The following is an 18,540-nucleotide window of genomic DNA, read 5'->3' as shown; positions in this document are numbered from 1 at the left end:
CGGCCTCGGCCGCGACTCAGCCGGCGGGAGGGCGGATCGCCTCTCCCGCGATCCACACCGCGGACGGCTGCCACGCGGCGTCCCACCACACCAGGTCGGCGGCCGCCCCCGCGGCGACGTGGCCGATGTCGGTGCGCCCGAGCGAGCGCGCGGCGTTCTCGGTGCACGCGGCGAGGACGCGAGCCGGATCCAGTCCCGCGGCGATCATGCGCCGCACCCCCTCGTCGAGCACCACGCCCGCCCCGGCGATCGTGCCGTCGGGCCGGCGGCCCAGGCCGGAGGCGTCGTTGGCGACGGGCTGACCGCCGAACTCGTGCCATTCCCCGGGCTCCCGCCCGGCCGTCACGATGGCGTCGGTCACCCCGACCATGCGCGAGCCGGCGGCGCTCATCACGAGCGACACCACGCGCGGGTCGAGGTGCTGGCCGTCGATGATGGTGCCGACGAAGAAGCGCTCGTCGGTGAGGACCGCGCCCGGCACGCCGGGTTCCCGGTGCTTGAGGGACCGCTGGGCGTTGAACACGTGCGTGGTCATCGTCGCGCCCGCGTCGCCGACGGCGTCCACCTCGGCCGCCGTGGCGTCGCTGTGGCCGACGGAGACGACGTAGCCCTCCGCGACCAGCCGCCGCGTCGCCTCCACGGCGCCCGGCAGCTCGGGGGCGAGCGTGACCGTGCGCAGCGCCGCGCGGGCCGCCGGGTCGGCGAGCAGCGCGTCGAGGTGGGCGGGGGTCGGGTGGAGCATGCACTCCACGCGATGCGCGCCCTTGCGCGCGGGCGAGAGGAACGGGCCCTCGAGATGGGCGCCGAGGATCCGGGCCACCGGCTCGCCGGCGGACTCGGCCCGGGCCCGCCCGACGCGGGCGAGGGCGGTCGCGATCTCGGGCAGCGGCGCCGTGATCACGGTCGGCTCGATCCCCGTGACCCCGCGGGAGGCCAGCCCGGCGAGCAGCGTCCGCCAGCCCGCGGTGTCCGCGGACGCGACGTCGACGCCGAACGAGCCGTTGACCTGGAGGTCCAGCAGGCCCGCGCTGAGCGTCCCGTCGACGAGGTCGTGGTCGACGACCTCGGTCCCCGTCGCCGGGCGGACGGCCGTGATCCTCCCCGCCGCGACGTCGACGACGACCGGCCCCGTGAACGCGCCGCCGACGAGCGCCCGGGCGGCGCGCAGCCGCATCAGAGGCCCTGCCCGGCCGGCTTGCCCGCGAAGGTCTCGCGGTAGTGGTCGACGAACTCCAGCTCGGCCGCGGCCTCCTCGTCGACGACCACCGTGGCGTGCGGATGCAGCTGCAGCGCGGAGGCGGGCCACCGCGCCGACAGGGCGCCCTCGACGGCCTGGCGCACGGCCGGCGCCTTGGCCCGGCCGAAGCCGAGCAGGATCGCGTGCCGGCTGTCGAGGATCGTGGCCAGCCCCTGCGTGAGGCACTGCGCGGGCACGCGGTCGACGTCGTCGCCGAAGAAGCGCGCGTTGTCCCGCCGGGTCTGGGCCGTGAGGGTCTTGAGGCGCGTGCGGCTGCCGAGGCTCGACATGGGCATGTTGAACGCCAGGTGCCCGTCGGAGCCGATGCCGAGGATCTGCAGGTCGATGCCGCCGGCGTCGCGGATGGCGCGCTCGTAGGCGGGGCCCGCCTCCAGGGGATCGGGCGCGACGTCGCCCGGCCCGAGGATCGCGTCGGGCGCGAAGTCGACGTGCCGCTCGAGCTCCTCCGCGATGAACGCGCGGTACCGCTCGGGGTGCCCGGCGGGCAGCCCCACGTACTCGTCGAGGAGGAAGCCCCGCGCCCGCGCGAAGCTCAGCCCCTCCTCCCGGTGGCGGCGGATGAGCTCCCGGTACAGCGGCAGGGGCGTCGAGCCGGTCGCGAGGCCCAGCACCGCATCCGGCCGGCGCTCGAGCAGCGCGCGGTAGGCGTCGGCGACGAGCCGGGCGGCGTCCTCCGCGGTCGGGACGACGACGACCTCCATCAGAGCACCTCGCGCATCGCGTCCTTCAGCGACTCCGCGCGCGGGCCGAAGACGGCCTGGACGTTGTCGCCCACCTCCATCACGCCGGCGGCGCCGAGCTCCTTGAGGCGGGCGTGGTCGACGAGCGTGCGGTCCGCGACCTCGACGCGCAGGCGCGTGATGCACGCGTCCACGAGGACGAGGTTGTCGCGCCCGCCGAAGGCCTGGATCAGCCGCTCGGCGGTGGGGGCCGACGCGTCGACGACGGGGGCGGCGGCCGGAGGCGCGGCGGCGGCGAGCCCGGCAGCGGCAGCCGAGTCCGCGTCCGTGCGGGCGGCCTCGTCGACGGGCGCCGCCACGTCCTCCCGGCCGGGCGTGCGCAGGTTCCAGCGCTTGATCACGAGGCGGAAGAGCACGTAGTAGACGGCGAAGTAGACGACGCCCATGATCACGAGCAGCCCGATGTTCTTGGCCGCGGGGGCGGTGCCGTAGAGCAGCAGGTCGAAGAGGCCCGCCGAGAACGAGAAGCCGAGGTGGATGTCGAGCAGGTTCGCGATCGCGAGCGAGAGCCCGGTGAGCAGGGCGTGCACGACGTACAGCGGGAAGGCCGCGAACATGAACGCGAACTCGAGGGGCTCGGTGACGCCGGTGAGGAACGCCGTGAGGCCCGCCGCGCCGAGGATGCCGACGGCCGCCTTGCGCTGCGCCGGGTTCGACAGGTGGATCATCGCCAGCGCCGCGGCCGGGAGCCCGAACATGAGCACCGGGTAGAAGCCCGAGGTGAGCGCGCCGGCCGTGGGGTCCCCCGCGGCGAAGCGGGTCAGCTCGCCCGTGACGACGCTGCCGTCGGCCTTCGTGTAGGAGCCCTGGAGGAACCACACGTAGGAGTTGAGGATGTGGTGCAGGCCCACGGGGATGAGCATCCGGTTGGTGAAGCCGTACACGAACGCGCCAAGCGCGCCCGTGCCGCCGATGAAGGCGCCGAGGCCCGCGAGGCCGAGGTTGAAGACCGGGTACGCGTAGCTCAGCCCGAACCCGATGACGAGGCTCACGAGCGAGACGATGATCGGCACGAACCGGCGTCCGCCGAAGAAGCCCAGGTAGGAGGGCAGCTGGATGGTGTGGTACCGGTCGAACAGCCAGGCGGTGACCAGGCCCACGACGATCCCGCCGAAGACGCTGTAGTCGATCTCCACCTGCGCGCCGGCCGCCGTGGTCTGGCCGGCGAGCACGACCGGCGACATGGCCGTGAACACGTTCGAGAGCACGAGGTACCCGACCACCGCCGAGAGCGCGGTCGAGCCGTCGGCCTTCTTGGCGAAGCCGATGGCGACGCCCACCGCGAACAGGAGCGCCAGGTTGTCGAACAGCGCGCCGCCCGCGGCGCTCATCGCCTGGAAGAACGGGCCGATGACGGGCAGGTCGATGCGGCCGAGCAGGTCGGGCTGCCCGACCCGGAGCAGGATCCCGGCGGCGGGCAGCACCGCGATCGGGAGCATCAGGCTCTTGCCGAGGCGCTGCATGTGGGCGAAGCCCGGGACGGTGCGCCGGCGACGCGGCGGGGCGGTGGCGGTCATGGATCCTCTTTCGCGGGTGCTTGGGTGGTGGGGCGGGGCGTCGGGCGAGCCGGCGGGTCAGACGGAGATCAGGGGCGCGCCGGGGAGCAGGGCGGCGCCCTCGTCGACGAGCACGCGGACGTCCTCCGCCTGGCGCTCGAGCACGATGACGGGGACGACGCTGGAGAGGCCGGCGGCGAGGATCGCGGGGACGTCGTAGGCGATGACGGGGGCGCCCGCGGCGACGCGGTCGCCCTTGGCGGCGAAGGCCGTGAAGCCCGCACCCGCGAGCTGCACGGTGTCGATGCCGAGGTGGACGAGCACGGCGAGGCCGTCGTCGGCCACGACCACGAAGGCGTGCGGGAAGACCTGCAGGAGCGTGCCGTCGATGGGGGCGACCACGTCGACCGTCTCGGCCGGCGGCGTGATCGCCGCTCCGGGGCCCATCACGCCCGCGCCGAAGAGCGCATCGGGCACGGACGACAGGGGCAGGGCGACCCCCACGAGCGGGGACAGCACATGGACCACGGGGACTCCTCGGTGGGGATGGATCACTGGTATGCACCACTGCCGTGCATCTAGAGTCGATGCCAAGACGATCCGCCACACGACGGGATGCATGGCCGGAACTGGTACGTACCGGTGAAGGTACGTGGCCGTGCCCCGTCATGTCAACGCCGAGAGCCGCACCCATGCCCCGACCCCACGATTCCGCCCCCCGGACCGCCGTCGTCGCGCCCGGCCCGGTGCCCAAGCACGCCCAGCTGCGGGCGATCCTGCTCGCCGACATCGGCGGCGCGTGGCCCGCGCACTCCGCCATCCCGTCGGAGCGCGAGCTCGCGATCGCCCACGACGTGAGCCGCGCGACCGTGCGGCAGGCGCTGCGGCAGCTCATCGAGGAGCGGCGGCTCTACACGGTGCAGGGGAAGGGCACGTTCGTGGCCGGGGAGCGGATCCAGTCGCAGCTGCACCTGGCCTCGTTCACCGAGGACATGCGGCGGCGCGGGATGATGGCGACTACCCTCGTGCGGCACGCCCGGTTCGACACCCCGCCCCTCGAGGCGCGCGCCGCCCTGGGGCTCGACGAGGGCGAGCGCGCGTGGTCGATCGAGCGGCTGCGGCTGGCCGACGGCACCCCCATGGCCCTCGAGATCGGCTGGTACTCCCCGCGCGTGGCGGCGGACCTCGGCGACCACGACCTCAGCGCCTCGCTCTACGGCGTGCTCGCGGAGCGGTACGGCGTGCACATCGACGGCGCCGAGCAGACGGTGTGGGCCGACGCCGCGGATGCGGACACCGCCGCGGCGCTGGAGGTGACCGCGGGGGCACCCACCCTGGTGTTCCGCCGCACCTCCCGCGCCGGCGGGAGGCCTGTCGAGCACGTGACGTCGTGGTACCGCGGCGATCGCTACCAGGTGCGCATGGCGCTCACCGGCGACTGACGCGCGGCGGCGCGACCGCGCGCCTGCGCGCCCGCGCGCCCGCGCGCCCGCGCTAGTTGAGCGCCTTGCCGCCCGTCGTGAGCGGCTCGGCCGAGCTGGGCGTCAGCGCGAGGGCGAGGCCGGAGAGGCCGATGCCGAAAAAGAGGAAGTCGTCGACGATCGTGAAGCCGGTGGGCGCGAGGCCGCCGAGCCGGGGATCGAGGATGCTCAGCACGCCCATGAGCGTGTACAGGCCGCCGAAGGCCGCGAGCGTCGCCCGGATCGCGCCGGGACCGAGCTGCCGGGTACCGGCGACGAGCAGGGCGACCGCGCTCAGCAGGTAGAGGGCGTCGAGGAAGAAGTCGACGTTGAGCACCCCCAGCATGTGCGACCCCTCGATGAAGAGCCCCACGAACCCGTGGCCGCCGAGCACGGCCGCGACCATCACCATCCACGCCTTGCCCATGGCATCCGTCCCCTCGTGTCGTGGTGCCGCCGCACGACGGGCACGCGTCCAGCCAACCGGGCGGCGGGAGGCGTGCCAAGGGCGCGCGGCCCGACTCCCAGGATCCGGGGACGGCTCGTCGGCTCCCGGCGGTGTCGCGATCCTGGGCATCCGCCGCCCGCCGACACACTGCTCGATCCCGGGCGTAGCGTCCAGCTCACAGACAGCGGCCGCCCCGCGGGCGGTCTCGGACGACTCGGGAGAAGCACAATGTCAGAACGCAACACCGTCATCAGGAGCATGCACGACCTCGGCCTCGCGGCCTGGTTCGGCGGATCGCTCATGGGCGCGGTCGGCCTCAACGGCGCCGCCGCCGCCGCGAAGCAGCCGCAGGAGCGCCTGCGCCTCTCCTCCCTCGGCTGGGCCAAGTGGGCGCCCGTGCAGCTCGCCGCCCTGGGCGCGCACGCCGTCGGCGGGCTCGGCCTGATCTACGCGAACAAGGGCCGCCTCGCGGCCCAGGGCGAGGCCCGCACCAACACCAAGGTCAAGGCCGTCCTGACCATCGCGGCCGCCGGCACGACGCTCTACTCGGCGCTCGTCGGCGGACGCATGGCCAAGCACGCGGACGAGGCCCCGAAGGGCACGACCGAGCCCGGCGCCGGCGTCTCGGACGAGCTGGCCAGCGCCCAGAAGCAGCAGAAGGCGCTGCAGTGGGCGATCCCCGCGCTCACCGCGGTGCTCGTGGTCCTCGCCGCCCAGCAGGGCGAGCAGCAGCGCCCCGTCGCGGGCTGGATCGACCGCTTCACGAGCTAGCCACGACGCACGTGCGACGGCGGGGTGCCCGAGGGCGCCCCGCCGTCGCACTGTCCCGCGCCGCCGCCGCGGTCAGCAGGTGCCGCGGTACTCGCTGATCTGGAGGCTCACCGCGGGCGCCGGGCAGATGAAGCGCTCGTAGCGGGTGTCCGCGTCGACGTGGCGCTTGAGCCAGGCGATGCTCGCGCTCGCGATGGTCGTGTTCGAGATGTTCGGGGCGAAGTGGCTCGCGCCGCGGAGCTCCAGGTACGCCTTCTCCGACGCCTGCGTCAGCGACTCGTAGAAGGGCTCGGCGTGACGGGAGACCGGGGCCACGCTGTCGTCCTCCGCGCCGATGACCAGGGTGGGCGCGACCACCTCGGGCCACGTCTTGTCGAGGTTGTACGGCGTCATCGGGATGACCGCGCGGATCGCCGGGTCGTCCTTGGCCGCCTGCAGGGATCCGCCGCCGCCCATCGAGTGCCCCATGACCGCGAGCCGGGAGCCGTCGACGCGGCCGCGCACGGAGCTCTCGGTCGCCACGTAGGACAGCGCCGCGCGGAGCTGGTCGCCGCGCGAGCTCGGCTGGTCCGATGTGGTGATCGTGTCGATGGTGAACACGACGAAGCCCTGCGACGCGAGGCGCGGGCCGAGCCAGGCGATGCTCGACTCGCGGGCCGTGTAGCCGGGCGCGATGGCGACGGCGCCGAAGGTGCCGGCGCTCGTGGTGGTCGGGTAGTGGATGGTGCCGCCACCGAAGCCGCGGGCCGTGAGCCGGGACACCGACGTCTCCGACACCGCGAACGAGCCCCGCGTGGCCTCGATGCTCGCGGTGCTCGGCTCGGGTCCCCGCTCGTACGGGTTGACCGCCGCCGCCTGGGCGGGGGCGGCGAGCCCGAGGGCGGTACCTGCCGCCACCAGCATCGCCGCCGTGGTCAGGAGCGGGCCGCGTCGGCCGCCCCTCGTCGTCGTCATCGTCATCGTCATCGTGTCCCCCCAGACGGTCATGCGCTCGCCCGATCCCCGGGAACACGCTCCCGGGCCCCCGCGGGCGCCTCGTGCCGAGGACGCTACGTTTGCTCTACCAATCGGTCAAGCAATCGTCGTGGCGGCGTTCGCGCAGAGGCCAGGCAGGAGGTCAGGGGCGGATGCGCGACGACGCGATCGACGGACGGCGGCGGCGATACGCCCACCGCCGCGGCGAGCTGCTCCGGGCGGCGACCGAGCACGCCCTCGACCACGGCATCGGCGACCTGACCCTCCGCGGCATCGCCGACGGCGTCGGGGTGAGCCACGCCACCCTCGTGCACCACTTCGCCTCCCGGGACGCGCTCATCGCCGAGATCGTCGAGCGCGTGCTCGCGGAGACGTTCTCCTCGCCCGACCTCGTCGCCGGGGCCGACGACCCGCTGCTGGCCCTGTGGGCGCGCGCCACGGATCCCGATGGCCTGCGGCACGTCCGGCTCTTCGTGGCGATCACCGGTCGCAGCCTCCACGGCGACCCGCCCTTCGCCGGCGCGGTGGCGCGCTCCATCCGGGAGCGCACGGCCCTCATCGCCGGGGCGCTCGAGGCCGCCGGACGCGCTCCCGCGGACGCGTCGGCCGCTGCCACCCTGATCCTCGGCGCGATGCGCGGCCTCATGGTCGACCTCCTCCTCACCGGCGACCGCGAGCGGATCGACGCAGCGTTCACGGCCCTCGCGGCCGGGCAGGCGCGCGGGGACTGACGCGGCCCGGCCACCCCCGGACGCGGGGCCTGGCCCCGCATACCGGTAGCCCGGGATCGGATCCCAGCAGAAGGCGAGGGCTAAGGCATTGCGCACGAGAAGATTCGGGCGGATCGTGAGCCACGCGGATGCCCATGGACGAGCCATGCGCACCGCCGACCTCCTCGGAGCGTGCCATGTTCGACAGGAAGTTCATCAGCCAGGCCATCGACCGGAGCGCGCAATCGCCCCTGGATCGCCGTCGTTTCTTCAGCGCCGCGGGCGTCGCGGGACTCGGCGTCGGCGCCGCGGCCCTCATCCCCGCGACCGGGGCCCAGGCGGCCGACGCCCAGGCCGAGGCCGACGCGGGCGCCGTCACGGACGCCGCCGTCCTCAACTTCGCGCTCAACCTCGAGTACCTGGAGGCCGAGTTCTACCTCCGCGCCGTGACCGGCAACGGCCTCGTCCCGAACGACACCACGGGCGTCGGCACGCTGGGCGCCGTGACCGGCGGCCGCGCGGTCCAGTTCCAGGACTACGCGATCCGCCAGTACGCCTACGAGATCGCGCAGGACGAGAAGGCGCACGTCAAGTTCCTCCGCGCCGCCCTCGGATCCGCGCGGGTCGCGCGCCCGGCGATCAACCTGGACGCCGCGTTCACGGCCGCGGCCCGCGCCGCCGGCCTCATCAGCGGCACCCAGACCTTCGACGCGTTCGCCAACCAGGAGAACTTCCTGCTGGCCTCCTTCATCTTCGAGGACGTCGGGGTCACGGCGTACAAGGGCGCCGCGCCGCTCATCACCAACAAGACGTACCTCGAGGCGGCCGCCGGGATCCTCGCGGTCGAGGCCTACCACGCGGGCATCATCCGCTCGCAGCTGTTCGCCCGGGGCCTCGCGGCGCCCGCCAACGCGATCTCGAACGCGCGCGACTCCCTCGACGGGTCCACGGACCTCGACCAGGGCATCACGGTCTCGGGCGGCGCCAACCTCGTGCCGACCGACGCGAACAGCATCGCGTTCAGCCGCACGACCGGCCAGGTGCTCAACATCGTGTACCTGAACAGCAAGGCCGTGAACCGCGGCGGGTTCTACCCGGCCGGCATCAACGGGAGCATCACCACGAGCGCCGCGAACTAGCGGCAGCGGGCGGGTCGGGGCGCCGCCGCGGCGTCCCGACCTGACCCGTCCGGTCGCGCGCCGGACGGGGATCCGCCCTCCCGAAGCGTGACGAACACGCCGCCCAGAACGTCCACTCCATGACACGCGATCGGATCCCGGTCGCGCAGGACGGAGGATCCATGAGCACCGCATCCGCGCCCGACGGGCGCCACCGCGCCGCGTCCCCCCTGCACGCGCTGCCCGCGCTCGACGACGAGCGGGCCGGCGGTGCCGGGCTGCCGGGCACGACCCGGCCTGCACCCCGCACACGCCCGCACGACGGCGACGCGACCGTCGACACCATCGCGCCCCACGAGGGCGGCGCGGCCCCCGAGGGCCGGGCCGCGGATCTCGCCGACTGGGCCGCGGAGTCCCCTGCTCCCGCGCTCCGCCGCGGCCACATGGCCGGCACCGACCTCGACGAGGCGATCGAGCGCTACCGCGCCCTGCACCCGGGCACCGACTTCCGCGCCGCGAAGGGCCCGGGCGACTTCTCGTACCGGTACTCGTTCGTCGGCGACGAGAACGTCACGCTCCGATCGTCGGTCTTCCCCGCCGAGCACTGGGGCCGGCTGCCCGTGCTGGCCGACTACGTCGTCGCCTGGTGGCGCGAGGGATCCGGCGCCGTCGACATCGGCTCGCACGAGGTGCGCTCGAGCGGGACCCGCCCGTTCCTCCTGCCCTCCGGCCGGTCGTTCAGCTTCCGCTCCGACCCCGCGGTGCAGAACCTCGTGCACATCGACGCGGCCTTCCTCGAGGAGACCGCCGCCGAGCTGCACGAGGGCCGCTCGCGCCCGCTCGTCTTCGACCACACCCGCGCGCCGTCGCCCGAGCAGACCTCCGCCTGGCGGCGCGCGGTCGGCGAGGCGAGCCCCGTGCTGCAGGACGCCACGTCGAGCCCGCTGCTGCGGATGCAGGCCGGCCTCCTCGTCGCGCGCGCCACCCTCCAGCTGTTCCCGTGGCACGACGTGCCGTTCAGCGCGGAGATGCGCGCGCCGCGCCTGAGCGCCGTCCGCGCCGCCATCGAGTACCTGCATCACCACGCCGACCGGCCCATCACGCCGGCCGACGCGGCGCGGGCCGCGGGGATCAGCACGCGCGTGCTCCAGCTCGCCGTGCGGCGCCACGAGGACACGACGCCGAGCGCGCTGCTCCGCGGGATCCGGCTCGACCGCGTGCGCGCCGAGCTGCGCGACGCGTCGCCCACCACGACCACCGTGCGGGCCGTCGCCGAGCAGTGGGGCTTCGGCCACCTCGGCCGGTTCGCCGCCTCCTACGCGGAGCGCTTCGGCGAGCTGCCGAGCGCGACGCTGCGCGGCTGACGGGCGTCGGGGCGGTGTCCGCTCCCGCCCCGACCGGTGTCCGGGAGGCGAAGCGGTGATCCCGCTCCCTGGGAGTCACCTGAACCGCGTGCCGAACCGCCCGGTCCATGCGTCTGAATGACGAAGCGGGATCGCGAGGCACCCTCGGATCCGCGCCACGCAGCTGCACCACCAGAACCGTCCGACCACCACGAGAGAGAGACACCATGTCGAGCATCACCCCCACGTCCGCGTCCACCGGCGTCACCGGCACCGGCACCACCGGAGGCAAGAACACCATCGCCGACGGTGTCATCGAGAAGGTCGCCGGCATCGCGGCCCGCCAGGTGGCCGGCGTGCACGACCTCGGCAACGGCGCGGCCCGTGCCGTCGGCGCGATCCGCAACGTCATCGGCCAGCAGGACCGCGGCCAGGGCATCTCCGTCGAGGTCGGCGAGACCCAGGTCGCCGTCGACGTCACGCTCATCGCCGAGTACCCGGTCGACCTGCAGCAGGTCGCCGACGACGTGCGCTCCGCCATCACCGACGCCATCGACCAGGTCGTCGGCATGGAGGTCACCGAGGTCAACGTCACGATCACGGACGTGAACCTCCCGTCCGACAAGTCGTCCGACGACGACGCGGCCGAGAAGCGCGTCCAGTGACCCCCACCGTCACGGGCCTCCTCGTCGGCGCGGTCCTCGCGCTCTCCGGGCTCGCCTTCGGCTTCGGGGGCTTCCTCCTCGTGCTGATCTTCATGGCCGTCGGCTTCGGCGTCGGCCGCGTCCTCGAGGGCAAGCTGGACGTCCGCGGCCTCGCCGACGCCCTCCGCGGGCGCCGGTCGTCGTGAGCTCCGCGATCGCGGCCCCCGGGACGCCCGGCACCGCGTCGCAGGCGACCCGCGGCCGCACCACGATCACGTCGCGCGCCGTGCGCCGGGTGGTCTCCGCCGTCACCGCGGATGCCCTCGAGGTGCCCGCGTCGGACGTCAGCGTCACGCTGACGGACGCCGGCGGCAAGCTCACCGTCGAGGCGCGCACGCCCATCCGCGTCCCCGCGCTCTCGGACCGCCCGGTCCGCGAGGGGTCGCTGGTGGAGCGCCTCACCGCCGCGCAGACCGAGGTCCGCGAGCGCGTGCTCGGCCTCACGGGATCCACCGTGGGCCGGGTCGACCTCCGGATCACGGGCGCCCGCATCCAGGAACGCAGGAGGGTCTCATGAGCACCGACAGCACCTACCGCCGCCTCGTGCGGCGGGAGACGCACTCGTCGCGCGCCGGGATCGCCATCACGCTCGCCGTGCTGCTGATCCTCGTGCTCGCCTGGCTCGGCACCGAGTCGGTCCTCGCGGCCATCGGCACCGCGCCGCTGCTGCTCGCGCCCGCCGACCTCGCGTCGGCGACGCTCGACGCCGCGTCGGCCCCGGCCGGCGCGCTCGTCGCGATCGGCGTCGTGGTCGCGATCCTGGGTCTGATCCTCGTGATCGTGGGCATCAAGCCCGGCAGCCGCGGCCGCCGCGGCGGGAGCGTGGGACGCACCGCGGCCGTCGTCGACGACCGCGTCATCGCCCGCTCCGTCGCCCTCACCGCCAGCTACGCGGGCGAGGTGTCGCCCGACCAGGTCGACGTCTCCGTCTCGAAGCGCCAGGTGCTCGTGCGGCTGACGCCCTCCTCGGGGTACACGCCGGACAAGGCCACCATCGAGCAGGCCGTCCGCGCCGAGCTCGACGGCTACGACTACACGCCGAAGCTCACCGCCAAGGTGACGCTCGCGAAGGACGGGAAGGTGGGCTCATGACCAGCACGAACAGGGCGCTGAACCGCCTCCTCGTCATCGTGGTCGGCCTCGTGCTGATCGCGGCGGGCGTCGCGCTCGGCGCCGGCAGCCTCCTGCCGGACGTGCAGTCCACGGTCTCCGGCGCCGCGTCCGACGCGAAGCAGCCGGTCGCCGACGCGCTCTCCGGCGGGCAGCCGTGGATCCTCTGGGTCGTCGCCCTCGTGGCGCTCGTGCTCATCGTGGTCCTCGCGTGGTTCGCGCTCCGCCAGGGGCACGGCCGCACCGGCACGCTCGTCCGGCTCGAGGGCGGTCGCGACGCGTCCACCCCCACGGGCGGATCCGTCGTCATCGACGCGAAGGTCGCCGAGCAGCTGCTCGGGGACGCGCTGCGCGACGACTCCGCGATCGTGTCCGTCGACGTCACGGCGTTCGAGGTGGCCCACGCCACCACGCTGCGGGTCACCGCGGTCGCCCGTCGCGGCGTCTCGCCCGTCGCGGTCCGCCGCACGGTCGACGAGGCCGTGACCCGGCTCGACGCCGTCCTCGGCACCGAGGTGCCGGTCGTCATCCAGATCACCGGCGGCCTCCGCTCGAGCATGTCGAGCGAGACGCGCCTGGCCTGATCGACCCGCGGCCGCCCCGGCCCGGATCCCCTCGGGATCCGGCCGGGGCGGTCGTCTGCCCGCTCCCTGCACGCCCGCCCCCCCCGCACGAGAGAAGAGAACGCACCATGACCGACGACGACAGCTCCTCCCGCGGCGGCTGGCTGGGCGGGTCCTTCGCCCAGAAGGCCATCGACCCCCTGCTCCGCGCGGTGCGCGCCGAGATCGACTCCGCCAAGCGCGAGATCGGCGAGCGCGCCCGGTCCGCCCGCTCGGGCGCCATCATGCTCGGCGCGGGCGTCGCGCTCGCGCTCGTCTCGCTGGGGCTCCTGGCCGCGGTGATCGTGGCGCTCCTGCTGCTCGCGCTGCCGCTGTGGGCGGCGACGCTCATCACGCTGGCGCTGTTCGGGATCGCGACCGCGGTCGTCGTGCGGGTCGGGCTCGCGCGGCTCTCCCGCGGCGTGCCGCCCGTGCCGTCGGACACGCTGCACCACGCGCGCGACCGCATGCGTCCGGGCGACCGCGGCGCGGGCGACGGCGGATCCGACGGGCCGACCGGTCCGACGGCCCCCGTGCCCGCCGACCGCTGACACCCACCGCGTCGCCCTCGTCGCGCCTCCCGCCGCCCGGCCCCTGTGGATGCCGGGCGGCGGCGCGCGCGGTCCCCACGTACGGTGTCGGTTCACGCCCGCTCGGCCCGGCGGCACCACGCGTCGCCATCAGGCCGTCGGACAACCGCAGACCGCCGTCCCCCGGACGACCGTGCCGCTCTGCGGACCGGTCTGCTCGGCGGCCCGGCATGGGAGGCACACCGATGAACCTGTCCCGACGCTCCGTCCTGTCCCGACGCTCCGTCCTGGGCGGCGCACTCGCCGCCGTCCCCGTCGCCCTCGTCGCCGCGGGTCCCGCGCACGCCGACGAGGCCACCGCCCCCGCGACCCCGACCCCTGAGTTCCCGCTCGCGTCGAACGGCCGCCCGGTCGTCCGCGACATCCAGAAGCAGCTCGTCGCCCGCTACGGCGCCCGCACGGGCTTCCCGGCCGTCACCACCGACGGCGTGTGGACCGGCGACTCGCACAAGGCCCTCATCCACGCGCTCCAGCTCGAGATGGGCATCGACGAGGCCACCGCCAACGGCGTGTTCGGGCCGCTCACCCGCACGACGCTGCAGAAGCAGGCGACGCTCACCGTGGGATCCGCCGACACCACCGGCTACCTCGTGCACCTGCTCCAGGCGTCGCTCGTGGTCATGAGCACGTGGGACGGGCCGGTCGACGGCACCTTCTCCGCCGAGCAGGGCGTGCGCATCTCCCAGTTCCAACGCACGGTGGCGCTGCCCGAGACGGGCCGCGGCGACTACCGCACGTGGGCCGCGCTGCTCGCGAGCAACGGCGACCCGACCCGTCCGGGCAACGCGGCCGACGGGATCACCGTCATCACGGCCGAGCGCGCGAAGACGCTGAAGGACGCCGGCTACACCATCGTCGGGCGCTACCTCACGAACTCCGACCGGCCGGACGCGCTCGAGAAGCGCATCCAGGACGGCGAGCTCCAGGCCATCTTCGCCGGCGGCCTCAAGGTGTTCCCGATCTTCCAGGAGGGCGGCACCGACACCACGTACTTCTCCTACGACCTCGGGGTGCGCGCGGCCGGCCGCGCCGACGACGCGGCCCGCCGCCTCGGCTTCCTGCCGGGCACGACCATCTACTACGCGGTCGACTTCGACGCGACGGGCGACGAGGTCGAGACGTACCTCGAGCCGTACTTCCGCGGGATCCACGACGAGCTCCGCCGCCGCGGCAGCGCCTACCGCGTGGGCGTGTACGCCGGCCGCCGCATCTGCTGCACCCTCGCCGCCGCGCACCTCACCGAGCTCAGCTACGTGGCCGACATGTCCAACGGCTGGGGCGCCAACCTGGGTGCGAAGATCCCGGAGAACTGGGCGTTCGACCAGATCCTCGAGCACACGATCGGCGCGGGAGACCAGGCGTTCGACATCGACACGAACGTCGTCTCCGGTCGCGACGCGGGCCAGAGCCGGGTCGAGCCGCGCGGCTGATCCGACCGCGGTACGACACGACGAACGGGGCCGTCCGGACGATTCCCCCTCCTGGGGGACGCCCGGGCGGCCCCGTTCCTGTCGGATGGACGCATGCCTGCGTCACCGATCCGACCGACCCGTCCGTCCCGCCGATCCCGCCCCGCGCGCGCCGCGATCGCCCTCGCTATCGCCGCCGTGACCGCCCTGACGGCCGCGTGCTCGGCGTCGCCCGCGGATCCCGCCACGCCCGCGCCCGTCGCCGAGCCGGTGGTGCTGCCGGGGTCGCCCGTGGGCCAGCAGGCGCGGTGGCTGCTCGACACCGTGAACGCCGACGACGCGGTGCCCGTGCAGGAGACCGGCGAGCGCCTGGCGCAGGTGATGCTCGACGCGGCGTCGGCGGAGGACATCGCCGCCGTGCTGGAGCAGGTGCGCGCGGGCCGCCCGTGGACCGTGACCGCGCACGAGGAGCAGGGCCCGCAGTCGGTGACGACCATCGCGAGCGAGGCGGGCGGCACCTTCGACATGACGGTCGCGGTCGACGAGCAGGGGCTCATCACGGGCCTGTTCTTCGGCGAGCCGGAGGGCGACCGCGAGCCCGCGACGAGCTGGGACGAGCTCGAGGAGCAGGCCGCCGCGCTCGGCGGCGACGTGTCGCTCACGGTCACGCGCGCGTCCGGCGGGGAGCTCGGCGAGCGGATCCTCGAGGTGCTGCCCGACGGCGTGCGGGCGACGGACGCGCGGCCCATCGGATCCATCGTGAAGCTCTACGTGCTGGGCGCGCTCGTGCAGGCCGTGGAGGAGGGCCGGATCGGCTGGGACGACCCGCTCACCGTCACCGACGACGTGCGCAGCCTCCCCTCCGGCGAGCTGCAGGACGCCCCGAGCGGCACGGTCGTGAGCGTGCGCGACACCGCCGAGAAGATGATCGCGATCAGCGACAACACGGCCACGGACATGGTCATCCAGGCGATCGGTCGGGAGCGCGTGGAGGCGGCGCTCGCCGACCTCGGCCACTCGGATCCGCCGCGCAACGTACCGCTCATGACCACGCGCGACCTCTTCCGCATCGGCTGGCAGGACGACGGCGCGCTCCGCGACGCGTGGGCGGATGGCGACGCGGCCGAGCGGCGCGCGCTCCTCGACGGGCTGCCGGGCGGGATCCTCGACGTGCCGGTCACCGCGGTCACGGACGTCGTGTGGACCGAGGGCGCGGACTGGTTCGCGACCCCCGACGACATCGCCCGCGCGCACCTGCGCCTCGACGAGCTGGCGGCGACGCCCGCCGGGGAGCCCGTGCGCGGGATCCTCGCGGCGAACCCGGGCCTGCCCGAGCCGGCGCGCTTCGACCACGTGGCCTTCAAGGGCGGCAGCTCGGTGGGCACGCTCGCGCTCTCCTACCTCGTCCAGGACGGGGACGACACGTGGACCGTGGTCGTGCAGGCCGCGGCGCGCGAGGCGGACGGGCTCGAGCGGCAGTCGGCCTACTCGGGTCTGGCCGCCGACGCCGCGGCCCTGCTGGCGGGCGGATCCCGTGGTTGACTCCGGGTGCGGCGGGGGTCGCGCGAGGGGAGCACGATGACGAGCGCTGACGCATCCGGCACGGGCGACGGGGAGCCGGACCGGACGGTCGCCGCCGAGGTCCTCGAGGCGGTGCTGGAACCCGGGCCACGACGGCCGGTGCGGCGCGCCATCCGCGCGATCGGGGCCGTCGCGATGGCGGCCGTCGGGGCGGACGCGATGGAGCTCGGGCGCGAGGCGCAGCTCGTGGTCAGGCGGATCGACACCGGCCGCGAGGTCCTGCGCACCGACGCCGGCCCCCTCGCCGACGCCGACCTGCTGCTGCAGCGCGTGCGCCTCGACCTCGAGACGCGGAGCGTCCGCGCGTTCGTCGCCGACTGGCGGCTCATGGATCCGGGGCCGGGCACGAGCGCGGGAGCGAGCGGTGCGTGAGCGCGCGCGGAGCCGGACCGATGCCGGCCGCCGCGCCGGTCGCATCGCCCGCGCCACCCGGATCCGCCTGGCGCTCGTCGCCGCGCTGCTGACCGCGCTCGCGATCCCGCTCGGCCTCGCCGCCCCGGCGCACGCCGACGTCGACGACTTCTCCTTCCGCTCGTTCGACGCCGTCTACCGGCTGTCGGCCGACGCGGACGGCCGCTCCGTGCTGCGCACCACCGAGACGCTCGTGGCCGAGTTCCCCGACCGGGACCAGAACCGGGGGATCCGCCGCGAGCTCGTGCGCGACTACGACGGCCACCCGACCGGCCTCCGCGTGCTCTCCGTGACCGACGGATCCGGCACGCCGCGCGAGCACGAGACCGACTCGGACGACGGCGCGCTGATCCTGACCATCGCCGACGAGGACGCGTACGTGCGCGGCGAGCAGACCTACGTGATCGAGTACGAGCAGCACGACGTGACCCGCGCCTACGCCGACACGGACGCCGACGAGTTCTACTGGGACGTCAACGGGCTCGGCTGGGCGCAGCCGTTCGGGCGCGTGTCGGCGACCGTCGAGATCGCGCCGGAGCTCCTCCCGCGGCTCACGGGCGGAGCGGACGCGGCGGCCGGCCCCGAGGGCGCCGACGGGCCCGCGGAGATCACCCGGACGGACGCCGGCTTCACGGCCGTCGCGGACGACCTCGGCCCCCGCGAGAACCTCAGCCTCTCCATCGGCTTCGAGCCCGGCACGTTCACGCCGCGCGACTCGTCGTTCCTCGCCGCGCCCTGGCCGGGCCTGTCGCTCGCGGGCGCGCTGCTGGCGCTGGCCGCCGCCGCGGGCGCCCTCGTCCTCCGTCGCCGCCGCCTCTCCGACGCGCCCGGCCGCGGCACGGTCGTCGCCCAGTACGACCCGCCGGAGGGCGTCGGCGTGCTGGTCTCGTCCGTGATCTCCGGGAACGCCGCGCGCGCCACCACCGCGCTCCTGCTCGACCTCGCGGTGCGCGGGGCGGTGCGGATCCTGGAGCGGGACGGCGGCAGGAAGCCGGCGTACTCGCTGGAGCTCGTGGATCCGTCGCGCGTCACCGACCCCGACGAGCGGCGCTTCGTCGACGCGGTCTTCGGCGACGGCGCGGGGCCCGGCGCGGTGAAGGAGCTGACGGGGACCGACACGGAGGTCGCGACGCGGATCCAGAAGCTCATGGCCGGCGTGCGGAAGCGCACCGTGACGGACGGCCTCCGGAAGCCGCTCCCGGTGGGCCCCATCGCGCTGCTGATCGTCGCGGCGACGCTCGGCATGGTCGCCGCGATCGTCTTCGCGGTGCTGTCGCTCGTCGGCGCCTACGGCGGGCCGGTCGTGATCGCGTTCCTCGTGGTGGCCGTGCTCGCGCTCGGCGTGACGATCGCGGCGCTCGTGAAGCACCCGCTCACCGAGCGCGGCGTCGCGCTCCGCGACCACCTGGCGGGGCTCCGCCTGTTCATCCGGCTGGCCGAGGCCGACCGGATCCGCATGCTGCAGTCACCCGCGGGCGCCGAGCGGCAGGACCTCCCGCGCGACGACCGCGATGCGCTGCGCCTCACCGAGGAGCTGCTGCCCTACGCCGCCGTGTTCGGCCAGGAGCGCGAGTGGGCCGACGAGCTCGGCCGCCGCTACGAGCACGAGCGGGACCGGCCGGGCTGGTACTCCGGGCAGACGCCGTTCGCGCCCGCCGTGTTCGCGGCGAGCCTCGGGTCGGTGTCGTCGAGCATGCACGGCACGTACTCCGGCTCGAGCTCGAGCGGCGGATCCACGGGAGGCACGACCTCCGGCGGTGGCGGCGGAGGAGGCGGGGGCGGCGGGGTCTGAGCCGCCGCGACGTCCCCGACCG

Annotated in this window: 21 protein-coding genes; 15 read left to right on the top strand and 6 right to left on the bottom strand. The window is 74.7% G+C overall.

Annotated elements, in window-relative coordinates:
- Positions 1–16 precede the first annotated feature (16 nt).
- From JOE38_RS12130 to JOE38_RS12115, 4 genes are read right to left on the bottom strand one after another with little or no spacing between them, the layout of a single operon-like run.
- Positions 17–1,174 (bottom strand): N-acetylglucosamine-6-phosphate deacetylase, encoded by a 1,158-nt coding sequence (locus JOE38_RS12130; RefSeq protein WP_204576516.1) that lies wholly within the window; start codon positions 1,172–1,174, stop codon positions 17–19.
- The gene (gene nagB / locus JOE38_RS12125; protein WP_204576515.1) at positions 1,174–1,959 is read right to left on the bottom strand and encodes a glucosamine-6-phosphate deaminase; all 786 of its coding nucleotides are present in this window, start codon (positions 1,957–1,959) and stop codon (positions 1,174–1,176) included. The genes JOE38_RS12130 and nagB overlap by 1 nt, the downstream gene beginning before the upstream one ends.
- The gene (locus tag JOE38_RS12120; RefSeq protein WP_204576514.1) at positions 1,959–3,515 is read right to left on the bottom strand and encodes a PTS transporter subunit EIIC; all 1,557 of its coding nucleotides are present in this window, start codon (positions 3,513–3,515) and stop codon (positions 1,959–1,961) included. The genes nagB and JOE38_RS12120 overlap by 1 nt, the downstream gene beginning before the upstream one ends.
- Before the next feature lie 57 nt (positions 3,516–3,572).
- Positions 3,573–4,022, bottom strand: a complete 450-nt coding sequence (locus JOE38_RS12115; protein WP_307838874.1) for a PTS sugar transporter subunit IIA — start codon at positions 4,020–4,022, stop codon at positions 3,573–3,575.
- Positions 4,023–4,186: 164 nt separating this feature from the next.
- Here JOE38_RS12115 and JOE38_RS12110 point away from each other — a divergent pair, with 164 nt between their 5' ends.
- Positions 4,187–4,936, top strand: coding sequence for a GntR family transcriptional regulator (locus tag JOE38_RS12110; protein WP_204576513.1), 750 nt, complete (start codon positions 4,187–4,189; stop codon positions 4,934–4,936).
- Positions 4,937–4,988: 52 nt separating this feature from the next.
- Here the strand turns inward: JOE38_RS12110 and JOE38_RS12105 are convergent, their stop codons facing one another.
- Positions 4,989–5,381 (bottom strand): hypothetical protein, encoded by a 393-nt coding sequence (locus JOE38_RS12105; protein ID WP_204576512.1) that lies wholly within the window; start codon positions 5,379–5,381, stop codon positions 4,989–4,991.
- 249 nt (positions 5,382–5,630) lie between these two features.
- Here JOE38_RS12105 and JOE38_RS12100 point away from each other — a divergent pair, with 249 nt between their 5' ends.
- Positions 5,631–6,173 (top strand): hypothetical protein, encoded by a 543-nt coding sequence (locus tag JOE38_RS12100; protein ID WP_204576511.1) that lies wholly within the window; start codon positions 5,631–5,633, stop codon positions 6,171–6,173.
- Between the two features lie 72 nt (positions 6,174–6,245).
- Here the strand turns inward: JOE38_RS12100 and JOE38_RS12095 are convergent, their stop codons facing one another.
- Positions 6,246–7,127, bottom strand: coding sequence for a poly(ethylene terephthalate) hydrolase family protein (locus JOE38_RS12095; protein ID WP_239544821.1), 882 nt, complete (start codon positions 7,125–7,127; stop codon positions 6,246–6,248).
- A gap of 173 nt (positions 7,128–7,300) precedes the next feature.
- Here JOE38_RS12095 and JOE38_RS12090 point away from each other — a divergent pair, with 173 nt between their 5' ends.
- From JOE38_RS12090 to JOE38_RS12030, 13 genes are all read left to right on the top strand, one after another.
- On the top strand, positions 7,301–7,879 hold the full coding sequence (locus JOE38_RS12090; RefSeq protein WP_204576510.1) for a TetR/AcrR family transcriptional regulator: 579 nt from the start codon (positions 7,301–7,303) through the stop codon (positions 7,877–7,879).
- Between the two features lie 176 nt (positions 7,880–8,055).
- A complete protein-coding gene (locus tag JOE38_RS12085; RefSeq protein WP_204576509.1) occupies positions 8,056–8,997 on the top strand; it encodes a ferritin-like domain-containing protein in 942 nt (313 codons plus the stop codon).
- 161 nt (positions 8,998–9,158) lie between these two features.
- Positions 9,159–10,340: a helix-turn-helix transcriptional regulator gene (locus tag JOE38_RS12080; protein ID WP_204576508.1), complete on the top strand. Its 1,182-nt coding sequence runs from the start codon at positions 9,159–9,161 to the stop codon at positions 10,338–10,340.
- Between the two features lie 206 nt (positions 10,341–10,546).
- Positions 10,547–10,984, top strand: coding sequence for an Asp23/Gls24 family envelope stress response protein (locus JOE38_RS12075; protein WP_011931563.1), 438 nt, complete (start codon positions 10,547–10,549; stop codon positions 10,982–10,984).
- A complete protein-coding gene (locus tag JOE38_RS12070; RefSeq protein ID WP_015489105.1) occupies positions 10,981–11,169 on the top strand; it encodes a DUF2273 domain-containing protein in 189 nt (62 codons plus the stop codon). The genes JOE38_RS12075 and JOE38_RS12070 overlap by 4 nt, the downstream gene beginning before the upstream one ends.
- Positions 11,166–11,540, top strand: a complete 375-nt coding sequence (locus tag JOE38_RS12065; protein WP_204576507.1) for a hypothetical protein — start codon at positions 11,166–11,168, stop codon at positions 11,538–11,540. The genes JOE38_RS12070 and JOE38_RS12065 overlap by 4 nt, the downstream gene beginning before the upstream one ends.
- On the top strand, positions 11,537–12,115 hold the full coding sequence (locus tag JOE38_RS12060) for a hypothetical protein (RefSeq protein ID WP_204576506.1): 579 nt from the start codon (positions 11,537–11,539) through the stop codon (positions 12,113–12,115). The genes JOE38_RS12065 and JOE38_RS12060 overlap by 4 nt, the downstream gene beginning before the upstream one ends.
- Positions 12,112–12,717, top strand: coding sequence for a hypothetical protein (locus tag JOE38_RS12055; protein ID WP_204576505.1), 606 nt, complete (start codon positions 12,112–12,114; stop codon positions 12,715–12,717). The genes JOE38_RS12060 and JOE38_RS12055 overlap by 4 nt, the downstream gene beginning before the upstream one ends.
- A gap of 107 nt (positions 12,718–12,824) precedes the next feature.
- Positions 12,825–13,286 (top strand): phage holin family protein, encoded by a 462-nt coding sequence (locus JOE38_RS12050; RefSeq protein ID WP_204576504.1) that lies wholly within the window; start codon positions 12,825–12,827, stop codon positions 13,284–13,286.
- 224 nt (positions 13,287–13,510) lie between these two features.
- Entirely contained in the window at positions 13,511–14,755 is a 1,245-nt protein-coding gene (locus JOE38_RS12045; RefSeq protein WP_204576503.1) for a glycoside hydrolase domain-containing protein, read from the top strand.
- A 177-nt stretch (positions 14,756–14,932) separates the two neighbouring features.
- The gene (locus JOE38_RS12040) at positions 14,933–16,276 is read left to right on the top strand and encodes a serine hydrolase (RefSeq protein ID WP_307838873.1); all 1,344 of its coding nucleotides are present in this window, start codon (positions 14,933–14,935) and stop codon (positions 16,274–16,276) included.
- 36 nt (positions 16,277–16,312) lie between these two features.
- Positions 16,313–16,687 (top strand): hypothetical protein, encoded by a 375-nt coding sequence (locus JOE38_RS12035; RefSeq protein ID WP_204576501.1) that lies wholly within the window; start codon positions 16,313–16,315, stop codon positions 16,685–16,687.
- On the top strand, positions 16,680–18,518 hold the full coding sequence (locus tag JOE38_RS12030; protein WP_307838872.1) for a DUF2207 domain-containing protein: 1,839 nt from the start codon (positions 16,680–16,682) through the stop codon (positions 18,516–18,518). Before JOE38_RS12035 ends, JOE38_RS12030 begins: the two co-directional genes overlap by 8 nt.
- The last annotated feature ends 22 nt before the right edge of the window (positions 18,519–18,540 follow it).

Origin of the sequence: Clavibacter michiganensis, from assembly GCF_016907085.1 — a bacterium.
GTDB lineage: Bacteria > Actinomycetota > Actinomycetes > Actinomycetales > Microbacteriaceae > Clavibacter > Clavibacter michiganensis_O.
This window is presented reverse-complemented; position numbering and strand designations above follow the sequence as displayed.